Origin of the sequence: Variovorax sp. JS1663 (genome assembly GCF_002157355.1) — a bacterium.
Lineage (GTDB): Bacteria > Pseudomonadota > Gammaproteobacteria > Burkholderiales > Burkholderiaceae_C > Variovorax.
This window is the reverse complement of sequence record NZ_LYMK01000041.1, coordinates 36,863-63,311: the sequence shown is the minus strand read 5'-3', so window position 1 is coordinate 63,311 and position 26,449 is coordinate 36,863. Positions and strand designations below refer to the sequence as shown.

21 protein-coding genes and 1 pseudogene are annotated in these 26,449 nt (G+C 65.7%); 17 read left to right on the top strand and 5 right to left on the bottom strand.

The features are described from left to right. Window positions 1-249: 249 nt before the first annotated feature. Window positions 250-1,275 (bottom strand): GlxA family transcriptional regulator, encoded by a 1,026-nt coding sequence (locus A8M77_RS26930; protein WP_086924592.1) that lies wholly within the window; start codon window positions 1,273-1,275, stop codon window positions 250-252. A 218-nt stretch (window positions 1,276-1,493) separates the two neighbouring features. Here A8M77_RS26930 and A8M77_RS26925 point away from each other — a divergent pair, with 218 nt between their 5' ends. Further along, the gene (locus A8M77_RS26925; RefSeq protein WP_086924591.1) at window positions 1,494-2,813 is read left to right on the top strand and encodes a tetratricopeptide repeat protein; all 1,320 of its coding nucleotides are present in this window, start codon (window positions 1,494-1,496) and stop codon (window positions 2,811-2,813) included. Here the strand turns inward: A8M77_RS26925 and A8M77_RS26920 are convergent. The 3 genes and pseudogenes from A8M77_RS26920 to A8M77_RS26910 all read right to left on the bottom strand — a co-directional run. Beyond that, window positions 2,792-3,329 (bottom strand): annotated as a pseudogene (locus A8M77_RS26920) (DMT family transporter); the annotation flags it as partial. The gene A8M77_RS26925 and the pseudogene A8M77_RS26920 sit on opposite strands and share 22 nt — an antisense overlap. Beyond that, window positions 3,330-3,572: a F0F1 ATP synthase subunit C gene (gene atpE, locus A8M77_RS26915; protein WP_086924590.1), complete on the bottom strand. Its 243-nt coding sequence runs from the start codon at window positions 3,570-3,572 to the stop codon at window positions 3,330-3,332. A gap of 139 nt (window positions 3,573-3,711) precedes the next feature. Then, complete coding sequence (locus tag A8M77_RS26910) at window positions 3,712-6,834, bottom strand: excinuclease ABC subunit UvrA (RefSeq protein WP_086924589.1); 3,123 nt, start codon at window positions 6,832-6,834, stop codon at window positions 3,712-3,714. Window positions 6,835-7,034: 200 nt separating this feature from the next. Between A8M77_RS26910 and ssb the strand changes: the two genes are divergently transcribed. The 16 genes from ssb (at window position 7,035) to A8M77_RS26830 (ending at window position 25,878) form a co-directional block, all read left to right on the top strand. Beyond that, entirely contained in the window at window positions 7,035-7,544 is a 510-nt protein-coding gene (gene ssb, locus A8M77_RS26905) for a single-stranded DNA-binding protein (protein WP_086924588.1), read from the top strand. Between the two features lie 277 nt (window positions 7,545-7,821). Then, entirely contained in the window at window positions 7,822-8,895 is a 1,074-nt protein-coding gene (locus tag A8M77_RS26900; protein ID WP_238136982.1) for a polysaccharide biosynthesis/export family protein, read from the top strand. Continuing rightward, on the top strand, window positions 8,892-9,329 hold the full coding sequence (locus A8M77_RS26895; RefSeq protein ID WP_086924586.1) for a low molecular weight protein-tyrosine-phosphatase: 438 nt from the start codon (window positions 8,892-8,894) through the stop codon (window positions 9,327-9,329). Before A8M77_RS26900 ends, A8M77_RS26895 begins: the two co-directional genes overlap by 4 nt. Window positions 9,330-9,375: 46 nt before the next feature. Beyond that, complete coding sequence (locus A8M77_RS26890) at window positions 9,376-11,580, top strand: polysaccharide biosynthesis tyrosine autokinase (RefSeq protein WP_238136981.1); 2,205 nt, start codon at window positions 9,376-9,378, stop codon at window positions 11,578-11,580. Between the two features lie 139 nt (window positions 11,581-11,719). Next, the gene (locus A8M77_RS26885; RefSeq protein ID WP_086924598.1) at window positions 11,720-13,006 is read left to right on the top strand and encodes a nucleotide sugar dehydrogenase; all 1,287 of its coding nucleotides are present in this window, start codon (window positions 11,720-11,722) and stop codon (window positions 13,004-13,006) included. A gap of 15 nt (window positions 13,007-13,021) precedes the next feature. Then, window positions 13,022-14,074, top strand: a complete 1,053-nt coding sequence (locus A8M77_RS26880) for an SDR family oxidoreductase (RefSeq protein ID WP_086924584.1) — start codon at window positions 13,022-13,024, stop codon at window positions 14,072-14,074. 4 nt (window positions 14,075-14,078) lie between these two features. After that, window positions 14,079-15,515 carry a lipopolysaccharide biosynthesis protein gene (locus tag A8M77_RS26875; RefSeq protein WP_086924583.1) on the top strand — a complete coding sequence of 479 codons (1,437 nt, stop codon included), beginning with the start codon at window positions 14,079-14,081 and terminating at the stop codon, window positions 15,513-15,515. Between the two features lie 13 nt (window positions 15,516-15,528). Next, window positions 15,529-16,743 carry an O-antigen polymerase gene (locus A8M77_RS26870; RefSeq protein ID WP_086924582.1) on the top strand — a complete coding sequence of 405 codons (1,215 nt, stop codon included), beginning with the start codon at window positions 15,529-15,531 and terminating at the stop codon, window positions 16,741-16,743. Further along, entirely contained in the window at window positions 16,724-17,746 is a 1,023-nt protein-coding gene (locus A8M77_RS36985) for a glycosyltransferase (protein WP_086924581.1), read from the top strand. The genes A8M77_RS26870 and A8M77_RS36985 overlap by 20 nt, the downstream gene beginning before the upstream one ends. Beyond that, window positions 17,743-18,897: a glycosyltransferase family 4 protein gene (locus A8M77_RS26860; protein ID WP_238136980.1), complete on the top strand. Its 1,155-nt coding sequence runs from the start codon at window positions 17,743-17,745 to the stop codon at window positions 18,895-18,897. Before A8M77_RS36985 ends, A8M77_RS26860 begins: the two co-directional genes overlap by 4 nt. Window positions 18,898-18,919: 22 nt before the next feature. After that, window positions 18,920-20,896 carry an asparagine synthase (glutamine-hydrolyzing) gene (asnB, locus tag A8M77_RS26855; protein ID WP_086924579.1) on the top strand — a complete coding sequence of 659 codons (1,977 nt, stop codon included), beginning with the start codon at window positions 18,920-18,922 and terminating at the stop codon, window positions 20,894-20,896. Next, a complete protein-coding gene (locus tag A8M77_RS26850) occupies window positions 20,893-22,014 on the top strand; it encodes a glycosyltransferase family 4 protein (RefSeq protein WP_086924578.1) in 1,122 nt (373 codons plus the stop codon). The genes asnB and A8M77_RS26850 overlap by 4 nt, the downstream gene beginning before the upstream one ends. After that, complete coding sequence (locus A8M77_RS26845) at window positions 22,011-22,982, top strand: UDP-glucose 4-epimerase family protein (protein WP_086924577.1); 972 nt, start codon at window positions 22,011-22,013, stop codon at window positions 22,980-22,982. The genes A8M77_RS26850 and A8M77_RS26845 overlap by 4 nt, the downstream gene beginning before the upstream one ends. Beyond that, window positions 22,966-23,526 (top strand): sugar transferase, encoded by a 561-nt coding sequence (locus A8M77_RS26840; RefSeq protein WP_086924597.1) that lies wholly within the window; start codon window positions 22,966-22,968, stop codon window positions 23,524-23,526. Before A8M77_RS26845 ends, A8M77_RS26840 begins: the two co-directional genes overlap by 17 nt. Then, the gene (locus A8M77_RS26835; RefSeq protein WP_238136979.1) at window positions 23,526-23,915 is read left to right on the top strand and encodes a VanZ family protein; all 390 of its coding nucleotides are present in this window, start codon (window positions 23,526-23,528) and stop codon (window positions 23,913-23,915) included. Before A8M77_RS26840 ends, A8M77_RS26835 begins: the two co-directional genes overlap by 1 nt. After that, a complete protein-coding gene (locus A8M77_RS26830) occupies window positions 23,908-25,878 on the top strand; it encodes a polysaccharide biosynthesis protein (protein ID WP_086924576.1) in 1,971 nt (656 codons plus the stop codon). Before A8M77_RS26835 ends, A8M77_RS26830 begins: the two co-directional genes overlap by 8 nt. 60 nt (window positions 25,879-25,938) lie before the next feature. On the opposite strand, the gene A8M77_RS26825 is transcribed toward A8M77_RS26830, so the two are convergent. Further along, the gene (locus tag A8M77_RS26825; protein ID WP_086924575.1) at window positions 25,939-26,406 is read right to left on the bottom strand and encodes an EVE domain-containing protein; all 468 of its coding nucleotides are present in this window, start codon (window positions 26,404-26,406) and stop codon (window positions 25,939-25,941) included. Window positions 26,407-26,449 lie beyond the last annotated feature (43 nt).

Sequence of the window (26,449 nt, the reverse complement as noted above, 5' to 3'; positions counted from 1 at the left end):
ATCCGCTTCCTGTTCCCGCTGACCATCGAGGACGCCGTGCTCGAAGAGGGCCTCGACATCCTGGCCCAGGCGATGCAAGCTTGATTTTTCCGCTGTCACACAACCATAGCCCCGGCATCAGGGAAGGGCCGGCACGAGGAGGTCCATCAAGAAGACCAGAAGGTATCCAAAAAGAGCGGCCGTGTGTCGTTGAGCCGGTATCGGCGCATGTGGGAGAAGCGGGCGGACGGCTGGATCGGCCGGCGCGCTTCAGCGCGGCCCGGCCAGCGAGGCGCGCATGCCCGCGAAGCGCCGCCGGTACTGCGCCGGGCTCAGGCTGACCGCGCGGCGAAACAGGCGGCTGAAGAAGGCCGCGTCGTCATAGCCCACCTCCCCCGCGATCGCCTCGATCGGCGCTCCCGTGGTCTCGAGCAAGTGCTTGGCCTCCTCAATGCGCAGCGTCTGCACGTATTCGAGGGGCGTCATGCCGGTGGCGAGCTTGAACCGGCGCTGGAAGGAGCGTTCCGGGAGGCCGCTGTGCTCCGTCATCGCGGCCACCGGCGCCGCGTGGTCGTAGTGGTCGGCGATCCAGGTCTGGCAGCGGCCGATGGCCGCGTCTTCCACCTGGCGCGTGCAGGACACCCGCGCGAAGGGCTGCTGCCCCGCGTGGTGCCAGTCGATCAGGTTGAGCTTGGCCACCTGCATCGCGGCCTCAATGCCCACGCAGCGCGCGATCAGGTACAGCGCCAGGTCCATCCAGGAGCTGCCGCCGCCGGCCATCACCAGCCGCTGGCCCTCGCCGCTGGTGACCAGCGCGCGCTGCGGGCGCACGCGCGCGAGCGGGTAGCGGCGCTGCATCACCTCGCAGAAGGCCCAGTGCGTGGTCGCGTCCTCGCCGTCGAGCAGGCCGGCCTCGCCCAGCAGCATCGCGCCGGAGCAGGCGGTGGCGACCAGGGCGCCGTCGGCATGGCAGCGCCTGATCCAGGCGGCCTCGTTCACGAACAGGCCGTCCAGCGGGGCGAAGGGCGCGATCATCAGCTCGGGCACGCAGACCACCGCCGGAGCGCTCACGGTGTCGAAGCCCCACTGCGCCTCGATCTCCACGCCGTTGGCGGCACACACGCGACCGGCCTGCCGCGCCACCAGCACCGGCCGCAACAGTTCCGGCCCCGGCCGGCCCTCGACCACCATCGGCCAGTCGCGTCCCGCGCATTTGAAGAGGTCGAACATGCCGTAGACCACCGAGGCCGAAGTCTCGGGGCTCACGAGGATGGCGATCAGCGGCCGGCCATCCATCTCAGTCGCAGTCGGCCGGGGAGCGCCGCGGAACCGGCCTGGCCGGGCCGCTGGCGTTGCCCCCGGAAGGGGGATGCCGGGTCGGCGGACCACACGAAGTGGGGGGGCTGGGGGAGAGCGTCATATGGCGGAATCGTCAGGCTTGTTGCGGGAATGGCTGCGGGACTTCGGGAAGCGCGAACTTACGCTTGTCGGGCCGTTCATTCAAGGAGTCCACCATGATCCAGCACGACGCGCGTGGCGACGCGCTCAGCACCGACCAGCCAGCTTCCGTGGCCGCCTACGAGCAGGCGATGGTGCTCTTCAATAGCCTGCAGCTGGATCCGGTGGCGGTGCTGGAGCCGGCGCTGGCGCAGGACCCGGACTTCATCGCCGGCCACCTGATGATGGCCGGCCTGTTCCTCAGCGGTATCGACGGCCAACTGCTGCCGGCGGCGCGCGCGAGCCTGGACAGCGCGGCCGCGAGCCGGCGCCGGCCGGTAGCGCGCGAGCAGTCGCTGCTGGCGGCCTTGCGTCCCTGGGCCGAGGGCGACATGGGGCAGGCCAATCAGCTGCTCGACCGCCACCTGGTGGATCACCCGCGCGACCTCTTCGCGCTGCAGCTCACCCACATGGCGGATCTGGTCCTGGGGCGTTCGGCCATGCTGCGCGACCGCATCGCCCGGGCGCTCTGCCACTGGCAGCCGGGCGATGCCGGCTACAGCTACCTGTTGGGCATGCATGCCTTCGGCCTGGAGGAGTGCAACGAGTACGCACGCGCCGAGGCGCTGGGCCGTCGCGCCGTGGCGCTCGACCCGCACGACACCTGGGCAGTGCACGCGGTGGCGCATGTCTACGAGATGCAGGGCCGCGTGGCGGAAGGCATCCACTGGCTGACCGAAGAGACCGAACACTGGCAGCAGAACAACGCGCTGGCTGTGCACAACCACTGGCACCTGGCGCTGATGCACCTGTCGAACCACGACGAGGAGGCGGCACTCACGCTGTACGACCGGGCGATCGCGCCAGGGCCGGCCGCGATGGCACTGGACCTGGTCGATGCCAGCGCGCTGCTTTGGCGTCTGGACCTGCGGGGCGTGGACGTGGCGGGCCGCTGGGAGGCGCTGGCCGCGCGCTGGGACGCGCAGGCCGCGTGGGGCTGGTCGGTCTTCAACGATACCCATGCGATGCTGGCCTTCGTCGGCGCGGGCGATACGGCGAGGACGGCGCGCGGGCGGGCGGGCATGGGCGCCGTGCCGGCAGTGGCGCCGCTGCCCTGGTGGAGCGAGGCCGGCGCGCTCTGCGAGGCGGTGACGGCCTTCGGTGCGGGCGCCTACGCCCGCTGCGCCGAACTGCTGCTGCCGCTGCTGCCGGTGACGCATGGCTTCGGCGGCAGCCAGGCGCAGCGCAGCCTGATCTTCCTGACCGCGATGGAGGCCGCGCGCCGCGCGGGCGACACGGCGCTCTTCGACGCGCTTGCCAGCGAAGCCGTCGCACGCAAGCCTGCCTTGGCGGGCAGCCTAGCCGGCCGCCGCGATCAGGTGCTCGAGGCCGCCTGAACCCCGGCCTCGCTGGTGCGCGCGGGCCACAGCACCGAGGCGATGGCCACCGTCATCAGACACGACGGCGGCCCAGTCCTGCCAGTAGACCGTCTCGCCCAGCCAGAGCGCGCCGCTGAACACGCCCAGCACCGGGATCAGCATCACGCTGAGGGTCGAGGCCACCGGCGGCAGGACGCGCGCGAGGGAGAACCAGACGGCGTGCGCGAAGCCGAAGATCAGCACCGCGTTGTAGGCGATCGCAAGCCACGCCACGCTGTCCTGCGCATGCCATTGCGGCCGCTCGAACAGCAAGGACAGCAGGCTCATCACCACCGCGGTCAGCGCCGTCACACAGAACGAGAGCGTGAGCGTGGGGAGCTCGATGCGCGCGTGCCGCAGCAGCTGCGTGCTCAGTGCCCAGGTGGCGGCGGCCACCAGCGCCACATAGCCCGGACGGCCCGCGAGATGGATGAACTCTTGCCACAGCAGCAGCGCCACGCCCAGGGTGCAGGCGCCCACGCCGAGCCCGCGCCGTCAGCGGAAGGGGTTCGCCGTCGCGAACCACAGACCGATGCCGGTGGCGATGATGAAGGCGCCGTCGGTCACGCCCGCGATCAGGAAGAACTGCGTCTGCAGCTGGTCCTTGAGCTCGGGCTGCCGCGCCGTGCCTTCCAGCAGCTTCGACCCGACGATGCCGATGCCGATGCAGGAGCCCACGGCGGCGATGCCGATCAGGAGCGCGACGGCGAGGGGAAGGATGTCGAAGCTGGAGGTCATGATGCTCTTTCTTGGCCTTTCGAAGTTCGGCCTGGTTGCCGCCGGGACCACTGCGGTTCCGGCTTGGCATCACTGTCCCAGAGCGGGTGTGCGGCGTCGATGACCTGGCAGGTCATGGCGATGCCGCAGTCCGGCCCATCTACAGCAGCCGCTGGAGGTAGTGCCCCGTGTGGCTCGCCTCGTTCGCGGCCAGCGTCTCTGGTGTCCCCACGCCCACCACCGTTCCCCCGCCGGCGCCGCCCTCGGGCCCCATGTCGATCAGCCAGTCGGCGGTCTTGATGACGTCGAGGTTGTGCTCGATCACGACGATGGTGTTGCCCGCGTCGCGCAGCTGGTGCAGGACCTTGAGCAAGAGCTCGATGTCGGCGAAGTGCAAGCCGGTGGTCGGCTCGTCGAGGATGTAGAGCGTGCGCCCGGTATCGCGCTTGCTGAGCTCCAGCGCGAGCTTGACGCGCTGCGCCTCGCCGCCGGAGAGCGTGGTCGCGGACTGGCCCAGCTTGATGTAGGACAGGCCCACGTCCAGCAACGTGCGCAGCTTGCGCTCGATCGGTGGCACTGCCTTCAGGAACTCGTAGGCGACCTCCACCGTCATGTCCAGGATCTGCGCGATGTTGCGACCCTTGTACTGCACCTCCAGCGTTTCCCGGTTGTAGCGCTGACCCTGGCAGACCTCGCAGGGCACGTAGACGTCGGGGAGAAAGTGCATCTCGACCTTGACCACGCCGTCGCCTTGGCAGGCCTCGCAGCGTCCGCCGGCCACGTTGAAGCTGAAGCGGCCCGGGCCGTAGCCGCGCTCGCGCGCGGTGTTGGTCTCTGCCATCAGCTCGCGGATCGGGGTGAAGAGGCCGGTGTAGGTGGCCGGGTTGCTGCGCGGCGTGCGGCCGATGGGCGACTGGTCGACGTTGATGACCTTGTCGAAGTACTCGATGCCTTCCACCGCTTCGTGCGCGGCCGGCTCCTCGTGGGCACGGTAGAGGGTGCGCGCCACGGCGGCGTAGAGCGTGTCGTTGACCAGGGTGGACTTGCCGGAGCCCGAGACGCCGGTCACGCAGGTGAGGAGGCCGACCGGGAAGGCGACGCTCACGTTGCGGAGGTTGTTGCCGGTGGCGCCGACCACGCGGATTTCCTGCAGGTCGGTCTGCGTGGCCAGGTGCGCGGCCTCGCGCGCGGCACGCCGCTCGGCGGCGGGGCTCATGGGGAAGCGCGAGGCCTTCTTCGGCTCGGCCGGCTTGTCCTTGGCCATGACCGGCAGCCAAGGGGTTCGGCGCGCCGGCACCGCGATCTTCCTGGCGCCGGAGAGGTACTGCCCGGTCAGCGAATCGGGATGGCCGGCGACCTGCTCGTAGCTGCCCTGCGCCATCACCCGCCCGCCGTGGACGCCGGCGCCCGGCCCCATGTCGATCACGTGGTCGGCGGCATGGATCATGTCCTCGTCGTGCTCGACCACGATCACGCTGTTGCCGATGTCGCGCAGGTGCTTGAGGGTGCCGATCAGGCGGTCGTTGTCGCGCTGGTGCAGGCCGATGCTGGGCTCGTCCAGCACGTACATCACGCCGGTGAGGCCGGAGCCGATCTGCGAGGCCAGGCGGATGCGCTGGGCCTCGCCGCCCGACAGGGTCTCGGCACTGCGGTCGAGGCTCAGGTAGTTGAGGCCCACGTCGTTGAGGAACTTGAGCCGCAGGCCAATCTCGCGCACCACCTTGTCGGCGATCTCGGCCTTCGCACCCTGCAGGTGCAATCCCTGGAAGTACGCCATGCTTTCGCGCAGCGTCGCGCGGCTGATCTCGTAGATCGCCATGCGGCGCGCACTGCCGTCCGTCTCGTCGGTGAGGAACACGTGGCGAGCCTCGCGGCGCAGGCGCGTGCCGCCGCAGTCGGGGCAGGGCTGCAAATTACGGAAGCGCGAGAGGTCCTCGCGCACCATGGCCGAATCAGTCTCGCGGTAGCGCCGCGCCATGTTCGGGATCACACCCTCGAAGGGGTGCTTGCGCACCAGCTTCTTGCCGGCCTGCTGGCCGCTTTCCATGGTGTAGCTGAACTTGATCTCTTCCTCGGCCGAGCCGAAGAGCACGGCCTGCTGGACCGAGGCAGGCAGGTCCTCGAAGGGCGTGTCGACGTTGAACTTGTAATGCTTGGCCACGCTCTCCAGCATGCTGAAGTAGTAGCCGTTGCGGCGGTCCCAACCCTTGATGGCGCCGCTGGCCAGGCTCAGCGAGGGGAAGGCGACCACGCGCTGGGGGTCGAAGAACTCGCGATGGCCCAGGCCGTCGCAACTGGGGCAGGCGCCGACCGGCGAGTTGAAGGAGAAGAGGCGCGGTTCGAGCTCGGCCAGGGAGTAGTGGCAGATCGGGCAGGCGAACTTGGCATTGAACAGGTGTTCCTTCGTCGCCCCGCCCTCGTGCATCTCCAGCGCGATCGCCCGGCCCTCGGCCAGGCGCAGCGCGTTCTCGAAGCTCTCGGCCAGGCGCTGCTGCATGTCGGGGCGCGCGCGCAGCCGGTCGATCACCACGTCGATGTCGTGCTTCTCGGTCTTCTTGAGCTTGGGCAGGGCGTTGTATTCGTAGGTCTGGCCGTCGACGCGGAAGCGCACGTAGCCCTGGGCCTGCATCTCGGCGAAGAGTTCGAGGAACTCGCCCTTCTTCTCGCGTGCGACCGGGGCCAGGATCATCAGGCGCGGCTGATGCTGTTCGCCCCCACGCTCGGCACTCTCGTGTCCTCGCTGTCCCCCGAGGGGGCCCTCGCTGCTCGGGGCGGCCCGGCGCTGCTCGGGGATGGCGAGGACCGCGTCCACCATCTGCGAGACGGTCTGTGCCGACAGCGGCAGATCGTGGTCGGGGCAGTAGGGCGTGCCGGCGCGTGCGTACAGCAGGCGCAGGTAGTCATGGATCTCGGTCACCGTGCCCACGGTGGAGCGGGGATTGTGGCTGGTCGCCTTCTGTTCGATGCTGATCGCGGGCGAGAGACCCTCGATCATGTCGACGTCGGGCTTGTCCATCAGCTGCAAAAACTGGCGCGCATAGGCCGACAGGCTCTCGACGTAGCGGCGCTGCCCCTCGGCGTAGAGCGTGTCGAAGGCCAGGCTGGACTTGCCGGAGCCCGACAGGCCGGTGATCACTACCAGCTTGTTACGGGGAATGTCAAGGTCGACGTTCTTGAGGTTGTGCGTGCGTGCGCCGCGGATGCTGATGCGCTGCTGGGCGAGCGCCGCGCCTAGGTAGGCGCCTTCGTCGTGATCGAGGTAGGCGCCGCCGGTGCTATCCATGGAGGGGGAGTTCACGGGACGGTCGTTTCTGGACAACCGGACATGATAAATCGGCGGGGATTTCGGGGGGCTGCGGCCGGTTTCGGTCCGACATCCCCGGCGGCGTCCCCGCGGCTGGGCGCGGGGCTGCATGACACCCGCTTGCATGCGGCACAATGTCCCGTTTTCCGTCTTCCACCCATTCATCCTCAGGGGCATCCATGGCATCGGTCAACAAAGTCATCCTCGTCGGCAACCTCGGGCGCGATCCCGAAACCCGCACTTTTCCGAGCGGGGACCAGGTCTGCAACGTGACCCTGGCCACCACGGACCGCTGGAAGGACAAGCAAAGCGGCGAGATGCGCGAAGCCACCGAGTGGCATCGCCTGGTGTTCAACGGACGCCTCGCCGAGATCGCCGCGCAGTACTTGCGCAAGGGCTCGCAGATCTACGTCGAGGGCCAGATCCGCACGCGCAAGTACACCGACAAGGACGGGGTCGAGAAGTACGCCACCGACATCCGCGTCGACCAGATGCAGATGCTGGGCAGTCGCCAGGGTCAGGGTGCGCCGTCGGGCGATGACGACGGCGGCTATGGCGGTGGCGGCGGTGGCGGTGGTTACTCGCGTCCGCCTGCCGCGGCGCCGCGCGCCCCTGCGCCGGCACCGCGCCAGGCGCCGGCCAAGTCTTCGTCCGGCTTCGACGACATGGACGACGACATTCCTTTCTGACGCGATTCTTCTGACCGCCTCGAAAAAGCGCAGGGTCTGACGACCCTGCGCTTTTTTTGCGCCTGATGCAAACGCTGGGATGAGGGCGCGGTGCGAGACGGTGCGTGCGAACCGTGACCTGTGACGCAAAGAGCACCTGGTGAGGACGCGGTATCTGATGAATTGTCGCGTCAATCGTTGCCGGTGAGAGCTTCCTCGCACCATACGCGCCCACGACTTCCAGACCCTGACGATGAGCCCTCGCCGATCGCTTCTCCAACATGCTGCACTGGCATGCATGGTGGCGGTCCTGGGCGGCTGCACGTTCGCTCCAGGCGGAAATTTCGGCGGCAAGGTCGAGTCTGCCAGCGTGTCGGCAGATTCGCCGCCACCGGGCGCGCTGCAGAGCATCACGCCCGAACTGATTCGCCGCCAGCGTGCCGCCAACGCGGGCGAATTGGGTCCGGAGGTCAAGCGTTTGTTCGGTGTGCCGCAGCCCTATCGGATCGGCAGCGGAGACATCCTGAACGTCGTGGTATGGGATCACCCCGACCTGGTTCTCGCACCTGCCGGTGCACTCACCACCGATGCCGTGACTGGGTCGCCCGTGAGCAATGGCTACAACGTCAGCGCCGATGGCCTGATTCAGTTTCCCTACGTGGGGCCTTTCAAGGTTGCGGGCCTCACCGAGGCGGAGGTGCGTGATCGCCTGGTCAGCCGTCTTGCCAAGTATTTCAGCGAACCGAAGGTGACGGTGCGCATTCAGTCGTATCGGGCCGGCCGAGTCTACGTGGATGGCGAGGTCCGTACGCCAGGCCTGCAGGCGGTCAACGACATCCCGATGACCCTGCCGGAGGCGATCAACCGTGCGGGTGGGTTCACGGCGCAGGCCGACCGCTCCGCTGTTTTTGTTTCGCGCGAGGGCGTGACAACCCTCATCAATCTCCAGCGGCTCGCAGAGAAGGGTGTCAATCCCGCGCAGATACTCCTGGCCCCTGGCGATCTGGTGCGTGTGCTCAGCAGCGAGGATGCCAAGGTCTATGTGATGGGGGAGGTCACGCGGCCTGTGTCTCCACCCCTTCGCAACGGGCGCCTGACGCTCAATCAGGCGTTGGGTGAGGCGGGCGGCGTCAGCAGCGCCAGCGGTAATCCCCAGCAGATCTACGTGGTGCGCGCCGGTGCGGGCGATTCGCCGGAGATCTTCCATCTCGACGCCGCTTCCCCTGTGGCCTACGCGCTGGCGGAAGGCTTCGAACTCAAAGCGCGCGACGTCGTGTATGTCGATCCGGCGTCTCTGGTTCGCTGGAACCGGGTCATCAGCCTGATCCTGCCGAGCGCGCAGGTAGTCAACGTGGCCAACAACCTCAAATGACGCAGCGCATCCTCGTCCTGTGTACGGGCAACGTCTGTCGCAGTCCCTTGGCTGCTGCGATGCTGGCGCGCGAGTTTCCGGGTGGAATGCTCGAGTCCGCGGGGTTGGCTGCGTTGCTGGGGCGGCCTGCCGACCCCATGGCGACCGAACTCGTCGAAGCGCTGAACCTGGACCTCTCGGCCCACCGCGCTCGGCAGGTCACGGGCGCCATGTGCCGGGCAGCCGATCTCATTCTTGTGATGGAGCAGAAGCACAAGGCGGAGCTTTCACGGAGATATCCACTTATGCGGGGCAAGGTGTTCCGGCTGGGTGAGGCGGGGGCGTTCGATGTCGCCGATCCCTATCGCGGATCCCGGCATGCCTACGAGGCTGCACTCGTGGAGATCGCGTCGGGCGTCAATGCATGGAGCAGGCAAATTCGCCAACTGAGCTGAAGCGCTTGCCCGGCCTTCTCCTTTTCATCTCGAAATGAACTCTTCCTTGTCCGCTTCTTCCGGCGCGTCGCCCCTCGCAGGCGACAGGGGCGGCGTCGGCCTGCTTGAACTGCTCGATGTCATCCTCGACAACCGCTGGATCATTGCTGCCGTCGCGGCATTCGGCATTGTGGTCGGGGTCGGCTACGCGTTGCTCGCCACACCCGTCTATCGAGCCGACACCATGGTGCAAGTGGAAGAAAGCAAGGGCGGGGCGGGAACGTTGCTCGGCGAGGCTTCCGCTTTGTTCGACATCCGATCTCCGGCTTCGGCCGAAATCCAGATTCTTCGCTCGCGCCTGGTGCTTGTGCAGGCGATACAGAACCTGGGGCTCGATATCGACCTGCAGCCCAAGTACTTGCCAGTCGTCGGTCGGGCGATGGCTCGTCTTGCGAGTGAGCCTTCCGATCCTGGCTTCCTGATGTTGCCGGGCTACATCAACGGCAACGAGACGCTGAACGTCGATCGCTTCGAGGTGCCGCCGGACCTGGAAGGCGAGCGCTTCCGAGTGAGGCTGACCCCCGGAGGATACGAGTTGCTGTTGCCAGGGGGTGAGCGTCTCGGTGTGCAGGAAATCGGTCGCCCGCTGGATTTTTCCGTGAATGGCGCACCAGGCGTTCTCCACGTCAAGGCTGCCATCGGCAAGCCTGGTGCCGAGTTCTACATCACGCGCAACGTACAGCTCGAAGTCGTGGAGCAACTGCAAAAAGACCTCGTGATCACGGAGGAGGGGAAGCAATCCGGCGTGATCCGTGCCAGTCTTCAAGGTGGCGATCCCCGCGCGATCGCTCGTGTGCTCAACGAGATCGGGTCGCTCTACGTGCGGCAAAACGTCGAGCGCAAAGCAGCCGAGGCCGAGAAGTCGCTCGGTTTTCTGAGCGCCTTCCTGCCTGAGCTGCGCAAGCAGCTCGAGGCTTCCGAAACGAGGTTCAACCAGTTCCGCAACCGCAACAGCACCTTCGACCTGGATGCGGAAGGCAAGCTGATCCTGGAGCAAGGCGTCAAGCTGCAGACCAGCCTCATCGAGCTGCAACAGAAGCGCAAGGAGTTGCTCGCGCTCTATACCCCCGAGCATCACCTTGTTCGCGCACTCGACGCGCGCATCGTTGCCTTGAACGGCGAGCTGAGCGCATTGAACGGTCGGGTGAAGACGCTTCCCGATGTCGAGCAGGAGATGTTGCGTTTGACGCGCGATGTCAAAGTCAACAGCGAGTTGTACGTCAAGCTTCTGGATAGCGCGCAGCAGCTGCGGCTGGTGAAAGAGGGCAAGGTCGGCAACGTGCGCATTGTGGATGTGGCGGCCGTGCCGAGAAAGCCTGCGAGGCCGATGCGCGTGCTGTCGGTGCTTCTCGCCACGATGCTGGGTCTGCTGGCGGGCATTGCGCTGGCTTTTGCTCGAACTGCCCTGCGTTCAGGCCTCGGAGATCCCGCCGACATCGAGGAGCGCATCGGGTTGCACGTGTTCGCCACCGTGCCGCATTCCGATGCACAGATGAAGCTCGCGCGCAAATCTGCTGGCAAGGGGCGCGGCGTCCTTGCAATCGACGTACCGGACGACGGGGCCGTGGAGAGCCTGCGCAGCTTCAGGACGGCCCTTCAGTTCGCGATGTTGGACGCTGTCACCAAAGTGGTCGTGATCAGCGGGCCGACGCCGGGTGTCGGCAAATCGTTCATCAGCGCCAACGTCGCCGCGGTGCTGGGGGCTGCCAACAAGAAAGTGCTTCTGGTCGACGGCGATCTTCGCAGGGGCCGCCTGAACCAGTATCTCGGCCTGGATCGCGGCAAAGGTTTGAGCGATGTGATCCACGGGAAGGTGGCGCTGGAGGATGCGCTGCATCGAGACGTTGTCCCGAATGTGGATTTTCTCTCGACGGGTCAGTTGCCGCCGAATCCGGCGGAGCTACTGATGAGGCCTTCGACATCGGCCTTGTTGTGGCAGGCCGCTGGTGGCCGTTATGACGTTGTCATTGTCGATACCCCGCCCGTACTGGTGGCCGCCGACACCGCCATTCTCGCGCCTCTGGCTGGCGCTGTGTTCCTCGTCGCGCGAGCGGACGTCAGCACGCAGGGCGACCTGAAGGAATCGGCCAAGCGCCTCCAGGCCGCCGGTGTGGAGGTCAAGGGTGTCGTCTTCAACGATCTCGATGTGACCAAGCGACGGTATGGCGCAGCGAAATACCGGGGCTATCGCTATGCCGACTATCGGTGTTGACTTGTTGTGATCTTCGCCTGTGCGAGTGACGCAGCCTACTGGAGGGTATGAACAAATGAAGAGCCATCTACGAGATGGGGTGATGATGGATGCTGCTGGCGGCGAATGTTTGGCCGCCAATGGTGGCGCTGCGGATTGGATGCATGCGCCGATCGCGGATGATGATGCAATCGCGATCGTCGGCCTCGGCTATGTGGGCCTTCCTCTTGCCGTGGAGCTCGGCAAGCGGCGCGCGGTGGTGGGATTCGACATCGATACGTCGCGCGTTGCGGACCTGCAGTCCGGCAAGGATGCGACGCTGGAGGTCGGCACCGAAGAGCTGCAGAAGGCCGAACGGCTTCGCTTCAGCAGCTGCGTCAAGGACATCGCAGAGTGTCGCGTCTTCATCGTCACCGTGCCGACGCCCGTGGACCTGGCGAACCGGCCCGACATGAGTACCCTGATCGCCGCGACGGAGATGGTGGGGCGCATCATCCGGCGCGGGGCGATCGTCATCTACGAGTCGACGGTCTATCCGGGCGCGACCGAAGAGATCTGCGTGCCGGTCCTCGAACGGGTCTCCGGCAAGAAATTCAATGTGGACTTCTTCTGCGGTTACAGCCCGGAGCGGATCAATCCCGGGGACAAGGAGCGTCGCCTGTCGACCATCAAGAAGATCACCAGTGGCAGCACGCCGGAGGTGGCGGATCTTGTCGACCGGCTCTACAGCGAGATAGTCGTCGCGGGCACGCACAGGGCGAGCAGCATAAAGGTCGCGGAAGCGGCCAAGGTCATCGAAAACACCCAGCGTGACCTGAATATCGCGCTGATGAACGAGCTCAGCCTTATTTTCCGCAGGCTCGGCATCGACACGCTCGAGGTGCTGGAAGCCGCGGGCACCAAGTGGAACTTCCTGCCTTTCCGTCCGGGGCTGGTCGGCGGGCACTGCATCGGCGTCGATCCGTATTACCTGACACACAAGGCCGAAGAGGTCGGCTATCACCCGCAGGTCATCCTGGCCGGCCGCCGCATCAACGACCACATGGCCACCCATGTGGCGGATGAAGCGATCAAGCTCATGCTGCAGAAGGGGCTGCCGGTATTGAACAGCAGGATCCTGGTGCTGGGGTTGAGTTTCAAGGAGAACTGCCCCGATCTGCGTAATTCGAAAGTGATCGATATCGTTCGTACATTGCAGCGCTACAAGACGCAGGTCGATGTGTTCGATCCGTGGATCGATGCGGCCGAAGCTGAGCACGAGTACGGCCTGCGCTGCCTGCGCGAGATGCCTGGCGCGGGCCAGTACGCTGCCATCGTGCTGGCCGTGAGCCACCGTCAGTTCGTGGCACTGGGTGCCGAAGGCATCAGGGCCCTGGGGCAACCCGGCGCTGTCGTTTTCGACGTGAAGGGCGTCCTTCCTCCAGGCGTTGCCGACGGGCGACTCTGAGGCGGCGCGAGGATCATGACGAACGACGCTGTCGCGCTCACTGCGTACGACATTCTTCAAGGGCGCCTGGTGAGGGAGCCGCGGACCTGGCTTGTCAGCGGCGTGGCCGGCTTCATCGGCAGCAACTTGCTGGAGACCCTGTTGAAGCTCGGCCAGCGCGTGGTGGGTTTGGACAACTTCGCGACCGGCCACAGGCGCAACCTGGAGGATGTGCGAGCAGCCGTCCGTCCGCAGCAGTGGGCCGGTTTCAGCCTTCTCGAAGGCGACATCCGTGACTTGGCAGTCTGCCGGGCCGCGTGCGAGGGCGTGGACCATGTTCTGCATCAGGCCGCGCTGGGCAGCGTCCCTCGCAGCCTGGCTGATCCGGTCGTCAGCAACGACGTCAATGTCGCCGGCTTTCTCAACATGCTGGAGGCCGCGCGGCAGGCCGAGGTCAAGAGCTTCGTCTACGCTGCAAGCAGCAGCACCTATGGCGACCATCCGGCGCTGCCGAAGGTGGAGGACGTCATCGGCAGACCCTTGAGTCCTTACGCGATCACGAAGTACGTGAACGAGCTGTACGCCGAAGTCTTCGACCGGTGCTATGGATTCAAGGCCGTGGGCCTGCGCTACTTCAATGTCTTCGGCAAACGCCAGGATCCCGAAGGGGCCTACGCCGCCGTGATCCCCCGATGGACCGCGGCGATGGCGCGCGGCGAGCCGGTTTACATCAATGGCGACGGGGAAAGCAGCCGGGACTTCTGCTACGTGGCGAATGCCGTGCAAGCCAATCTGCTGGCGGCGACGACCGATGATCCGGAAGCACGAAGCCAGGTCTACAACGTGGCGGTGAGCGGCCGCACCACGCTCAATGCATTGTTCGATCTGCTGCGCGGCAGCTTGGCCGCGCATGGCGTCGTGGCCGGCGCACCGATCTACCGGAACTTCCGTGCGGGCGACGTGCGCCACAGCCAGGCCGATATTTCTAAAGCCCGGAAGCTGCTCGGCTACAGGCCGACGCACGATATCGTCCAGGGCATACCCGCCGCGGTAGCGTGGTACATGAACCACTTGAAGAAACCGAGTTAGCCCGGTGTTCAAGGATTCCTTCGTCTACTTGGTTGTCCGCTTCGTCAACGGCGTGTTGTCGCTGGGGGCGATCTATGCATTGACGCGCACCCTCACGGCAGAGGAGTACGGGCTCTATGCATTGGGAGCCGCGGCGATAGGAATCGCCGCATCCGTCTTCTTTCAATGGATCGCGGTTTCCGTTTCGCGCTTCTACGCCGCTCACCGGGACGACCCCGAGGCGTTGCTGGGTGAGGCGTATCGGCTCCTGCTGTGCGTTGCCTCCGCGCTGATGCTCGTGTTGACAGTGCTTTTGGTGTGGACTCCGTCGGCCAGGCTCGCTCCTCTGCTCACGCTGGGCGTCGGCATCGGGGCGGTCGGGATGGGGCTTTTCAGCCTGGCGTTGCAGGTCGCCAATGCCCGCGGCCAGGTTCGCCGCTATGGGCTCCTGACGGGACTCCGCGGAGCCCTCGCACTGGTTTTTTCAGTGCTCATGGTGCAACTGGGACTGGCCGGCACCGGGGCCGTACTCGGTGTTGCGCTGGCGGCGATCGTCACCGTTCTGTGCCTGGGGGGGCGCCTCCAGTGTGGAACACGACACGGCGACGCTTCACTGCGCCGCCAGATGGTCGTCTACGGTTTGCCGCTCACCTTGACCTATCTGACGATCATGGTGCTGGATATGTCGGGCCGCTTCATGATCGGCTGGTGGTTCGGTGCAGCCTCGGTGGCGGCTTATGCGGCGTCCTACGATCTCACGCAGCAGACAGTGGGCGCCTTGCTGAATGTGCTCTTTCTCTCAAGCTACTCGCGCATCACGATGGCATGGGAAAGTGGCGGTACCTTGGCCGCCCGTGCAGCCATGTTGCCGTTGTCTCGCGCCATGGTGACGGGGATGCCCTTGATCGTGGGGGGCTTCATTGGGCTTGCTCCGGAGATATCGCGGCTCGTTCTGGGCGCGGCCATACAGAAGGAAGCCGCAGGACTGATCCCGTGGATTGCCCTGGCTATCGGATTCGGATGCTTCAGAAGCTACTTCCTGGACATCGCCTTTCAACTCGCCAAGACGACCCGTGTCCAGTTGGGGGTCACGACCGTGATGGCAGGCAGCAATTTTTCGTTGAACCTCGTCCTGATACCGATGTTCGGTGCGCGTGGCGCGGCCATGTCGACTACGGCGGCGTACCTGCTGGGCACGACGGTGAGCTGGTTCCTCGGCAGGCGACTGGGCGTGTACCCGACTTCATCGGGCGATCTGCTCGGCATGGTGCTGGCGCTCGGTGCGATGGCCCTCGGCTGCGCCCTCCCGCCGGTGGCCAGCGGCCATGCGCTGCTGGATCTGCTCCTTCGCGCAGTGATGGGAGGGGTCGCTTTTTCCGCGGTCGTGATCGCCATTGACCTTGCGGGCGCTCGCTCCCTTCTGATGCAGCGGGTCCGCGTCCTGCGCAGAAGCGCGCTCTGATCGGCGGCGGCCTGTGCTGGCAAGTCTTTTCATCGGGGGGCTCCTGGTATTGGCGGCTACTGCCTGTCTTGGTCTGCGCGGGGACGTTCTTCATCCAGCCATCGTGTTTCCGGCAGTCTGGGGCGCGGCCATTATCTTGCTCGGGCTGGCTGCCCCATTCGGATATTTCCAGTTGTCGGCTGCCGCCTTCCTGGTTTTTGTCGTGGGTGCCTTCTGTTTTGCGATCGGAGCTCTGGTCGCTGGATCAATGCGCGTATCACCGAAAGAGATTGGCGCCGATGCTTTGAACTACAAAAAGATCGCTTGGGCCTGTGTCGCTCTTCACGCAGTGATGCTGCCCCTTTCCTGGAGAGAAATCGAGGAGATGGTGAGTGGATCCAAGGACATATGGGCCGCCGCCTACTATCTGAGATCGAGTGCCGTGAGCGGTGAAGAATCAGTCGGACCTGTCGTGGGCAATTATTTGCTTGTCGGCCTGCTGTTTGTGCCGATGCTGATGACGGGATGGATGCGGAAGAAGATCTGGTTCTGGGTACTGTTGTCTCTATCGGCTCCTTGGGTTCTTCTGATTATTTTTGTCAATGGCAGAAGCAACCTGGTTTTCCTGATTCTGGCGCTGGCCTATATCTACTTTTCCTTGGGCGGAAGGATGTCATTCCGGGCTGGAACAGTGTTTGCCTTGGCATTTGTGGCCGTTCTGGTCGTGGGAAATCTGCTGGTCGGAAAGATAGATGCCGGTATCGATGATGCTTGGCTGGAAGTTTTTGCGCAGTCGGCAAAGGGGTTTTTCGATTATCTGCTGCAAGGCCCAATTCTTTTTTCCAGATACTTCGAGGATCCATCAAGAATCAACCCAACTTGGGATGCATTGATTTTTCCTTGTCATGTACTCGAGAAATTCAATCTGTGCGTCAGGCCTCCATTGCATCAGGATTTCATGGCTTTTTCGGTGCGGGGTGATCTTGGAAATGTTTATTCCATTTTCTTCTCGATTTACCCGAAATACGGATGGTTTGGGATTGTCTTGATCATGTTTTTGTATGGCTGCTGGGCAGGGTTTCATCATGCCCGTAGAGATAACGGGATTCTTCATCTGTTGATGGGAGGGTTTTTGTTTTCGGCTGCCCTGCTCTCTGTTTTTTCCGACATGTTCGGCGCCAATGCTTATTTTTTTCTGAAATTGCTTTTCATCGTCACAGGAGCGAATCTTGTCTTCCGGAAGACTTAGCGTTCTGGCTCTGACGCCGGGCGCGGGGGTTCCCAGCGCCAGATTTCGCTGGCAGCAATATGTCGGCGAGTTGAGGCGTTCCGGCCTGGATGCGTCCGAGATTCCGAGCCGGGCGGGTGCTTTTGCGCCGGGCGCGCGGGGCTTGCGGCCGTTATGGTTGGCCGGGTCGCTTGCCGAGAATTTCGCTCGCGTCCTGCGTTCGAATCGCCACGACCTGCGCTTCCTCCAGCGCCCGCTGATAGCGACCCTCCGCACGTGGGAACCTCTCCTGCGGCGACCTTTCGTCTTCGACGTGGACGACGCGATCTTCCTCGGCCCCCGGGGCGGCAGTGCGGATCGCATCGCGCGTTCCGCCGCGATGACCCTCTGCGGCAATGCCTTCCTCGCGGAACATTTTTCCCGGCATGGCCGCGTGGAAGTCCTTCCTACTGCCGTCGACACGGCGCGTTTCACGCTGCGAGCGGCGCCCCTCCCCTCGCGACCAGTGATCGGGTGGTCCGGTACCTCGTCGAATTTCAGGTATCTCCATGACATCGAGCCCGCGCTGCTGAAGTTGTTGAAGAGCGTGCCCGACGCGGTGTTTAAGGTGGTGTCAGACAGGCAGCCCGAATTCAGGCTTCTGCCCCCCGGTCAGGTCCTTTACGAGCGCTGGACGCCCGAGCGGGAAGTGGCGGTGCTGCATGAATTCACGGTGGGGCTCATGCCGCTGGAGGACAGTCTCTGGGCGCGTGGCAAGTGCAGCTTCAAGATGCTGACTTACATGGCTGTCGGCCTTCCGGTGGTGGTGTCGCCGGTCGGCATGAATGCCGAGGTCCTGGCGCAGGGGCCCTGCGGCCTGCCGGCCAGTACGACCGACGAATGGGTGGATGCCATGTCCTTCCTGCTGCTCGACGATGCCATGGCGGTCCGCATGGGTCGCCTCGGCCGTCGGATCGTCGAGACGCACTATGCGCAGAACACGGTGGCGCCCCGGTTGGCCCGGCTATTGAGGAGCGTGGCGTGAGAGGCGAATGCACGACACGCATCGTCCACGTCATCGTGGGCCTGGATATCGGGGGGGCGGAGCTCATGCTCAAGCGGCTGATCCAGGCATACGCCCAGGACGCCCGCTATCGCCACAGTGTCATCGTGCTGACCACGCCGGGACCGGTGGGTGCCGAGCTCAGGGCGCAGGGCGTCGAGGTCGAAGCGCTCGGGTTGCGGGGCGCGCTCGATGTGCTCCCGAAGATGTTCACGTTGACACGGATGATCCGGAAGGCACGTCCCGACATCGTGCAGACCTGGATGTATCACGCCGACCTGCTTGGCGGCCTGGCGGCACGCCTCGCCGGCAGGCAGAGCATCATCTGGGGCATTCGAACGACCGAGGTCGCTGCTGGTGGCGCGCGTGCCACGGCGATGGTGCGCTGGCTGTGTGCCCGGCTGTCGAGACGGGTGCCGTGCGTCACTGTCTGTGCGGCCGAGGCGTCGCGCCGCCGGCACGTGGCGTTGGGATACGACAGACGTCGGATGGTGGTCGTGCCCAACGGCTTCGATCTGGCGCGCCTGCAGGCAACATCTGCACAGGCAGCGGCGGTACGTGCCAGGGCCGGCCTGGAGCGGGACGCCCTGGTCGTCGGTACCGTGGGACGCTTTCACGAAAGCAAGGATCCACGCAACTTCGTTCGCGCTGCCGGACTGCTTGCGCGCGCACATCCGGAGGCCCGCTTTCTGATGGTGGGTCGCGGTTGCGACGACGACAACAGGACGTTGAGGCGCTGGATCGACGAGACGGGCCACGGCGATCGCTTCCGGCTGCTCGGCCAGCGGGAAGACGTGCCGGCCTGCCTGGCCGCTCTGGATGTCTTCTGCCTGCCGTCGCGCACCGAGGGCTTTCCGAACGTCGTTGGCGAAGCGATGGCCATGCGCAGGGCCTGCGTGGTGACGGATGCCGGCGACGCCGCCCACCTGCTGGGCGAATGCGGCGTCGTGGTTCCGAGGGAAGACGCGGCAGCGCTCGCGGCCGGCATGGCGCGCTTGCTTCGCATGTCGGCCGCCGAGCGGGACGCGCTGGGCGCACGCGCGCATGCCCGCATCGCCGCAGAGTTCACGATGGCGCGCACGCGCGATCGCTTCGAGGCGATATACCTCGACGTACTGAAGAGCCGGCATTGAGGCCGGGAGGAAAGAGCAAGCCATGTGCGGTTTCGTCGGATTTCTTTCGGCCCGGGCAGCCCACTGGGGCGAGCCCGTGCTGCGCGACATGGCCAATGCCATCGCCAGGCGCGGGCCAGACGACGCGGGTTACTGGCTGGATGCGCAGGCCGGTGCAGCCCTGGGTCACCGCCGCCTTGCCATCGTGGACCTGTCGGATGCCGGCCATCAGCCCATGGCCTCCGGCGGCGGACGCTATGTGCTGGCATTCAATGGCGAGATCTACAACCACCTGGAACTGCGCCGCGAACTGCAGGCCCATGGTGCGACAGGCTGGCGCGGCCGTTCGGATACCGAGACCCTCCTGGCAGGCTTCGATGCCTGGGGCATCGAGAAGATGCTCGGGAAGTGTGTTGGCATGTTCGCTTTCGCGGCCTGGGACAGACAAGAGCGCGTGCTGACGCTTGGGCGGGATCGCCTCGGAGAGAAGCCGCTGTACTACGGCTGGCAGGGCGTGGGTGAAGACGCCGCCTTTCTCTTCGGTTCCGAGCTCAAGGCCCTACAGGCGCATCCAGCCTTTGACGCGCCGGTCTGCCGCCATGCGTTGGCGCTCTTCATGCGGCACAGCTGCGTTCCTGCGCCCTATAGCATCCGTCAGGGCATCGCCAAGTTGCCGCCCGGCCATCTGCTCACGATAGGCCTGCATGACCGCACGCCCCGCGTCAGCGACTACTGGAGCGGCAAGACGGTGGTCGAGCAGGGGCTGGCGCAGACTTTCGCCGGCACGCCGGCGCAGGCGGTGGATGCCCTGGACGCGCTGTTGAGGCAGGCCATCGCCGGCCAATTGATGGCCGACGTGCCCCTCGGCGCGCTGTTGTCGGGCGGCGTGGACAGCAGCACTGTGGTTGCCCTGATGCAGGCGCTCGCGAAGGAGCGGGGCGCACCGCCGGTCAGGACCTTCACCATCGGCTTCGAGGAAGCGGGTTACGACGAAGCCGTGCATGCCCGGGCCGTGGCGAGGCATTTGGGAACGGCGCACACCGAGCTGTACATGTCCCACCACCACGCGCTGGCGGTCATCCCCGCGCTGCCCCGCATCTATTGCGAGCCGTTCGCCGACAGTTCGCAGATCCCGACTTACCTCGTCAGCCAGTTGGCGCGGGGCCATGTCACTGTGTCGTTGAGCGGCGATGGGGGAGACGAGCTGTTCGGCGGCTATCAGCGCTACTGGCTCGCGCACCGGCTGTGGCGCCGCATCGCGCAGATGCCGCGAAGCATGCGGCGGCTGGCCGCTGCGAGCCTGGTCGCGCTGTCTCCGTCGGCATGGAATCGCTTGCTGAAGCCGGCGCAGCGCTTGCTGCCGGCCCGCCAGCAGGCGAGGAACTGGGGCGATACCCTTCACAAGGGCGCCGGCATCCTGGCGGCGGCCGGAGAGATGGAACTCTACCGCCTGCTGGTGAGTGCATGGCCGGATCCGGCCGCGGTTGTGATTGACGGCATCGAGCCGCTGACCATCCTGACCGATGCGGCCCGGCAGCCCACCGGCGGCTCGTTCGTCCACCGGCTGATGGCGCTGGATATGCAGAGCTATCTGCCGGACGACATCCTGTGCAAGGTGGATCGCGCGGCCATGGACTGCAGCCTGGAGACCCGTGTCCCCATGCTCGACCACCGCGTGGTGGAGTTCGCCTGGAGCCTGCCATTGGGCTACAAGAAGCGCGCAGGCGTGAGCAAGTGGATTCTTCGGGAGGTTTTGCACAGGTACGTGCCACGCGAGTTGATCGAGCGGCCGAAGATGGGATTCGGCATTCCCCTGGGCGAATGGCTGCGCGGGCCGCTGCGAGGCTGGGCCGAGGAACTGCTGGCCGAGCCGCGGCTTTTGCGGCAGGGTTACTTCCATCCCGCGCCGATCCGTCGCAAGTGGGCGGAGCATACGAGCGGACAGCGCAACTGGGCGCGTCAGCTGTGGACAGTCCTGATGTTCCAGAGCTGGATAGAGGGGCAGGGGGCTCTTTCATGAAGCGCCTTCTGTTCGTCGTGTCGGAGGACTGGTACTTCGTTTCCCATCGGCTCCACCTGGCGCTGCGTGCCCTTGATGCCGGCTACCGTGTCGCCGTCTTGTGCCGGCTCTCGGTTCACCGGCGGCGGCTCGAGGAGGCAGGCATCGAGGTGTTCGAGTGGTCGCTCGAGCGGCGCTCGGGTGCTCTGCTGCGCGAGTGGCGCGCGGTGCGCGAACTTCGGGATGCACTTCGCAGCTTCAAGCCTTCCATCGTGCATGCAGTGGCGCTGAAGCCCGTGCTCTACAGCGCTCTCGCGTCGATCGCGCAGCAACCCTGCGGCAAAGTCTATGCCCTCGGAGGCCTGGGCTTCGTGTTCGCGTCGACGCGGCTATTGGCGCGCGTACTGCGACCGCTCGTGATGCAGGCACTTCGCCTCTCGTTCAGCGGGCCGTCGACGCGCTTGATCGTCCAGAACCCCGACGACCGGGCGCTGCTGCTGAATGCCCGATCCATCGAGGCCGGAAAGGTGCGCCTCATCCGTGGCGCCGGCGTCGACACCGGCGCGTTTGCGCCGACACCCGAGCACGGCGGCGAGGCGTTGGTCATGCTGCCTGCCCGTCTTTTGTGGGACAAGGGTGTGGGCGAGTTCGTCGAAGCCGCGCGGATCCTGCGCCGGCGCGGCACGCGCGCGCGCTTCGCCCTGGTCGGGGACCGTGACGAGCACAACCCCGCCTGCGTGGCGCTGGAGCAGTTGGCCTCATGGCGCGCGGAAGGTGTGGTGGAGTGCTGGGGGCGTCGCGACGACATGCCCGCGGCATTGGCCCAGGCCGACGTGGTCTGCCTGCCTTCCCGCCGCGAGGGATTGCCCAAGGCGCTGCTCGAAGCAGCCAGTTGCGCCAAGCCGATCGTGGCTTTCGATGTGCCGGGTTGCCGCGAAGTGGTCGTCCATGGCGGAAACGGCCTGCTCGCGCCCGCGGGCGATGTCCCTGCGCTGGCCGATGCACTCGAGACGCTGCTCATGGACGTACCTTTGCGCCGGCGAATGGGCACGCAAGGACGCCTCCTGGTGGAACAGCAGTTCTCGCAGGAGCTCGTCGCGGACCAGACGATGCAGGTGTGGCGCGAGGTGACCGCATGAAGGTTCTGATCACCGGCGCGACGGGCTTCGTCGGCGGCGCGCTTGTGCAACGCCTGGCGTCGCTCAGCGCCTGGCAGAGCCTGGAGGTCAACGTTGCGACCCGCCTGCCCGGCGGCGTCTGGCCGAGCGGCGTGCTGCATTGCACAGTCGGTGAGCTTTCCGGCAGCACCGCTTGGCAGGACGCCGTGCAAGGCACCGAGGTGGTCGTGCACTGTGCGGCACACGCGCATGTCCTGGGTGTTCGCGCTGCGAACGCACTCGCCGCATTCCGCGCGGTGAACGTCGAAGGCACGCTGCAACTCGCCCGTAGCGCGGCTGCCGCCGGTGTTCGGCGCTTTGTCTTCCTCAGCTCGATCAAGGTCAATGGGGAGTCGACCCCGCCGGGCGAGTGCTTCCGGCCGGATGACACGCCGCGCCCTCAGGATGCCTACGGCCTGAGCAAGCTCGAGGCGGAGACGGGCTTGCGCCGGATCGCGGAAAGCTCGGGCATGGAACTGGTGATCATTCGCCCCCCGCTGGTCCACGGGCCCGGCGCCAAAGGCAACTTCGCGACCATGGAGCGCTGGCTTCAGCGTGGATGGCCTTTGCCGCTGGGTGCCGTCGACAACCAGCGCAGCCTTGTCGGGCTGGACAACCTGATCGATCTCATCGTGACATGCATGACGCACACCGCGGCGCCGGGGCAGATCTTTCTCGTTTCCGACGGCGAAGATATCTCGACGACGCAACTGCTGCGTCGGCTCGGGCAGGCGCTGGGCCGTCCCGCGCGCATGTTCCCCGTGCCCTGTGCATGGCTGAGGCTGGGGGCGACGGCCGTGGGCAAGGCGGGCGTGGCCCGGCGCCTGTGCGACTCCCTGCAAGTGGATCCCCGTCGCACCTGCGAACTGCTGGGGTGGCGGCCTCCGTGGAGCCTGGATGAGGGCCTGGCAAGAGCAGTGAAAGGGCATGCGCATGAAACGGCTGCTTGATCTCGTGCTGGCGTCGATGGCCGTGGTCGCGCTGGCCATACCGGTGCTGCTCCTGGCCCTGTTGGTCCGGCTCACGTCCGCCGGCCCGATTCTTTACTGGTCCGACCGTGTCGGCTGCCACAACCGCATCTTCAAGATGCCCAAGTTCCGCAGCATGCGGGTCGGCACGCCGGCGGTCGCCACCCACCTGCTGGCCGATGCGACGTCGCATCTCACCCCTATCGGGGGCTTCCTGCGCAAGAGCAGCCTGGACGAACTGCCGCAGCTGTGGAGCATCTTGAGAGGCGAGATGAGCTTCGTCGGTCCTCGCCCGGCCTTGTTCAATCAGCAGGATCTCATCGAGCTCAGAACCCGACACGGCGTTCATGAACTGGTACCGGGCCTCACCGGGTGGGCGCAGGTGAACGGCCGGGACGAACTCTCGATCACCGACAAGGTGAAACTGGACATCGAATACCTGCGCCATCGGTCGGTCTGGTTCGATCTCCGGATCCTGTGGCTGACCGGCGCCAGGGTTCTGGCGCGGGAAGGAGTGGTGCACTGATGAAAATCTGGCTGACAAGGCACCGGCTCAAGGCATGGCGTGGTGCTTTCTGGAGCGTGGCGCTGGCGATGCTGGTCCTTTCGATCCTCCCACCGTCGCCACAGTTGCCTACCACCGGCTGGGACAAGAGCAATCACGTGCTGGGTTTCGCCGTGCTGATGATGCTGGGGCGCTGGGCGTACCCGAAGCGCGCGGTCTCGTTGCTGCTGCTCGGTTTGCTGGGCTACGGCGCAGCCATCGAATGCCTGCAATCGCTCACCCCCGATCGCTTTGCCGAATGGGCGGATCTGCTGGCGGACGGTATTGGGCTGCTGTGTGGATGGCTGCTTGGCAGCGCGATCGACTTCGTTCCAGCATGGCGCCGTGCGCCGAGGTCGGCCGATGAATGAGCATTCCATTCTTCTGAACAAGGCTGCCGCCCCGCTGCTGGCCCTGCCTCGTGCTGCCAAACGTGCATTGGCTTTGGGGCTTGACGCTGTCCTGTGTGCGCTCACCGTCTGGCTTGCCCTGTCGCTGCGACTGGAAGACTGGGTGCTGCCCTCGGCCCGTGACGGCTGGGCGGTCGGCGGGTCGCTCGCGCTCGCCCTGCCCCTGTTCGTCAAATTGGGCCTGTACCGTGCCATCTTTCGCTACAGCGGCTGGCCGGCTCTGGTGACGGTCATGAAGGCGATAGCGATCTATGCCGGGCTGTACGGCCTGGTGTTCTCGTTGATCGGTGTTCCCGGCCTCCCGCGCTCGGTGGGCCTGATCCAGCCCCTGCTGCTGTTGCTGTGCGTAGGCGCATCGCGCGTCATCGCGCGCTGGTGGCTGGGCGGTCTCTATCAAGCCGCATTGGCGCGCAGGTTGCAGCCGCGGGTCCTGATCTATGGCGCAGGCGACGCCGGCCGCAAGCTCGCGCAGGCGATGTCCAGCAGCTCGGAATTGCGCATGGTGGGCTTCCTTGACGACGACAAACGCCTGCATGGGGGCCTGATCCATGGCCTGCCGGTCCTCGACCCCGCGATGCTGAAGGTGCAGGTGGCCTCGCTGCAGATCAGCGACATCTTCCTGGCCATTCCCTCGGCATCTCACCGGCGTCGCCAGGAGATCCTGGAGCAGGTTCGGCAGGCCCGGGTCTCGGTGCGCACCCTGCCAGGCCTGATGGCGCTGGCCCAGGGGAGGGTTCAGGTCAGCGATCTGCGCGAGCTGGATATCGAGGATCTGCTGGGCCGCGAATCCGTGCCGCCGGATGTCGTCCTGCTGGCGAGGAAGATCCATCGCAAGGTGGTGCTGGTGACCGGCGCAGGCGGCTCCATCGGCAGCGAGCTGTGCAGGCAGATCGTCAACGGAGATCCCTCCGTGCTGCTGCTGGTGGATCGCTCCGAATATGCGCTCTACACCATCCATCGCGAACTGGTGCAGGCGCTGGAAGGCCGGGGTCCGGCGGCGCCGCGGATCGTGCCACTGCTGGCTTCTGTCGTGGATGCGCGCCGCATGCGCGAGATCATGGCTGCCTGGCATCCGCACACCGTCTACCACGCCGCCGCCTACAAGCATGTGCCGCTGGTGGAGCACAACCCGGCCGAGGGCGTTCGCAACAACGTGTTCGGCACCCTGGTCACCGCCGGTACAGCGGCTGCCCACGGCGTCCACGATTTCGTGCTGGTCAGCACCGACAAGGCCGTGCGGCCCACCAACATCATGGGCAGCAGCAAGCGCCTGGCAGAAATGGGCCTGCAGGCACTGGCCGAGCAGGGCGCACACAGGCACGGCGGCACGCGTTTCTCGATGGTACGTTTCGGCAACGTGCTGGACTCCTCAGGTTCAGTGGTCCCGTTGTTCCGCCAGCAGATCAGGAACGGGGGGCCGATCACGCTGACGCACCGCGACATCACCCGCTACTTCATGACCATCCCCGAGGCCGCGCAGCTGGTGATCCAGGCCGGGGCGATGGCGAGCGGCGGCGAGGTGTTCGTGCTGGACATGGGCGAGCCGCTGCGCATTGCCGACTTGGCTCGGCGCATGGTCGAGCTCTCGGGCATGACGGTGCGGGATGCCGACAACCCCGGGGGCGACATCGAGATCCGGGTGGTCGGTCTGAGGCCCGGCGAGAAGCTTTACGAAGAGCTGCTCATCGGCGACAACCCGTTGCCGACGTCACACCCCCGCATCATGAAGGCGCGTGACGAGTTCCTGCCCTGGGCCGAACTGGCGCCCCAGCTGGAGCGGCTGCAGGCCGCACTCGACGTCAATGACGCGCCACTGATCCGGCAGCAACTACAGCAGTTGGTGCTCGGCTATCGGCCTGGCGGCGAAGTGGTCGACTGGGTTCACCTCGAGCAGCGCGGCGAACTCGCGCTGGCAGCTCTCTGACATGGGCGCGGCGGCAGACAGGAAATCCCGATGCCGCCGGTGACGCCATGTTGGCGGTGATCAGGCCAGCATCCTGTCCACGATCAGATGCCAATGCACCGGCTCAACCGGCGTGATCGACAGCCGGTTGGCCCGGCGCAGCACGATCATGTCGGCCAGCTCTGGCGTGGCCCGCATCTCGGGCAGGCCCAGCAGACGCGTCTTGCGCAGCGCCTGCACGTCCACCAGCACCCAGCGCGGGTGCTCCGGCTTCGAGACGGGGTCGTAATAGGGCGATTGCGGATCGAACTGCGTCGGGTCGGGCTTCGCACCCGAGGCCACCCGCGCGATGCCGACGATCCCTGGCTGCGGACAGCTTGAGTGGTAGAACAGCACACCGTCGCCCACCTGCATCTGCTTGGCCATGAAGTTGCGTGCCTGCCAGCCGCGCACCCCGGTCCAGGGCACGGTCGCGTCGGATGCGGCCAGCGCATCGTCGATCGAGCAATCGTCGGGTTCGGACTTCATCAACCAGAACTGTTCGGACATGATGGCCTCGGGGAGTCTCGATAGGGCGGCGTTTTATCAGAAC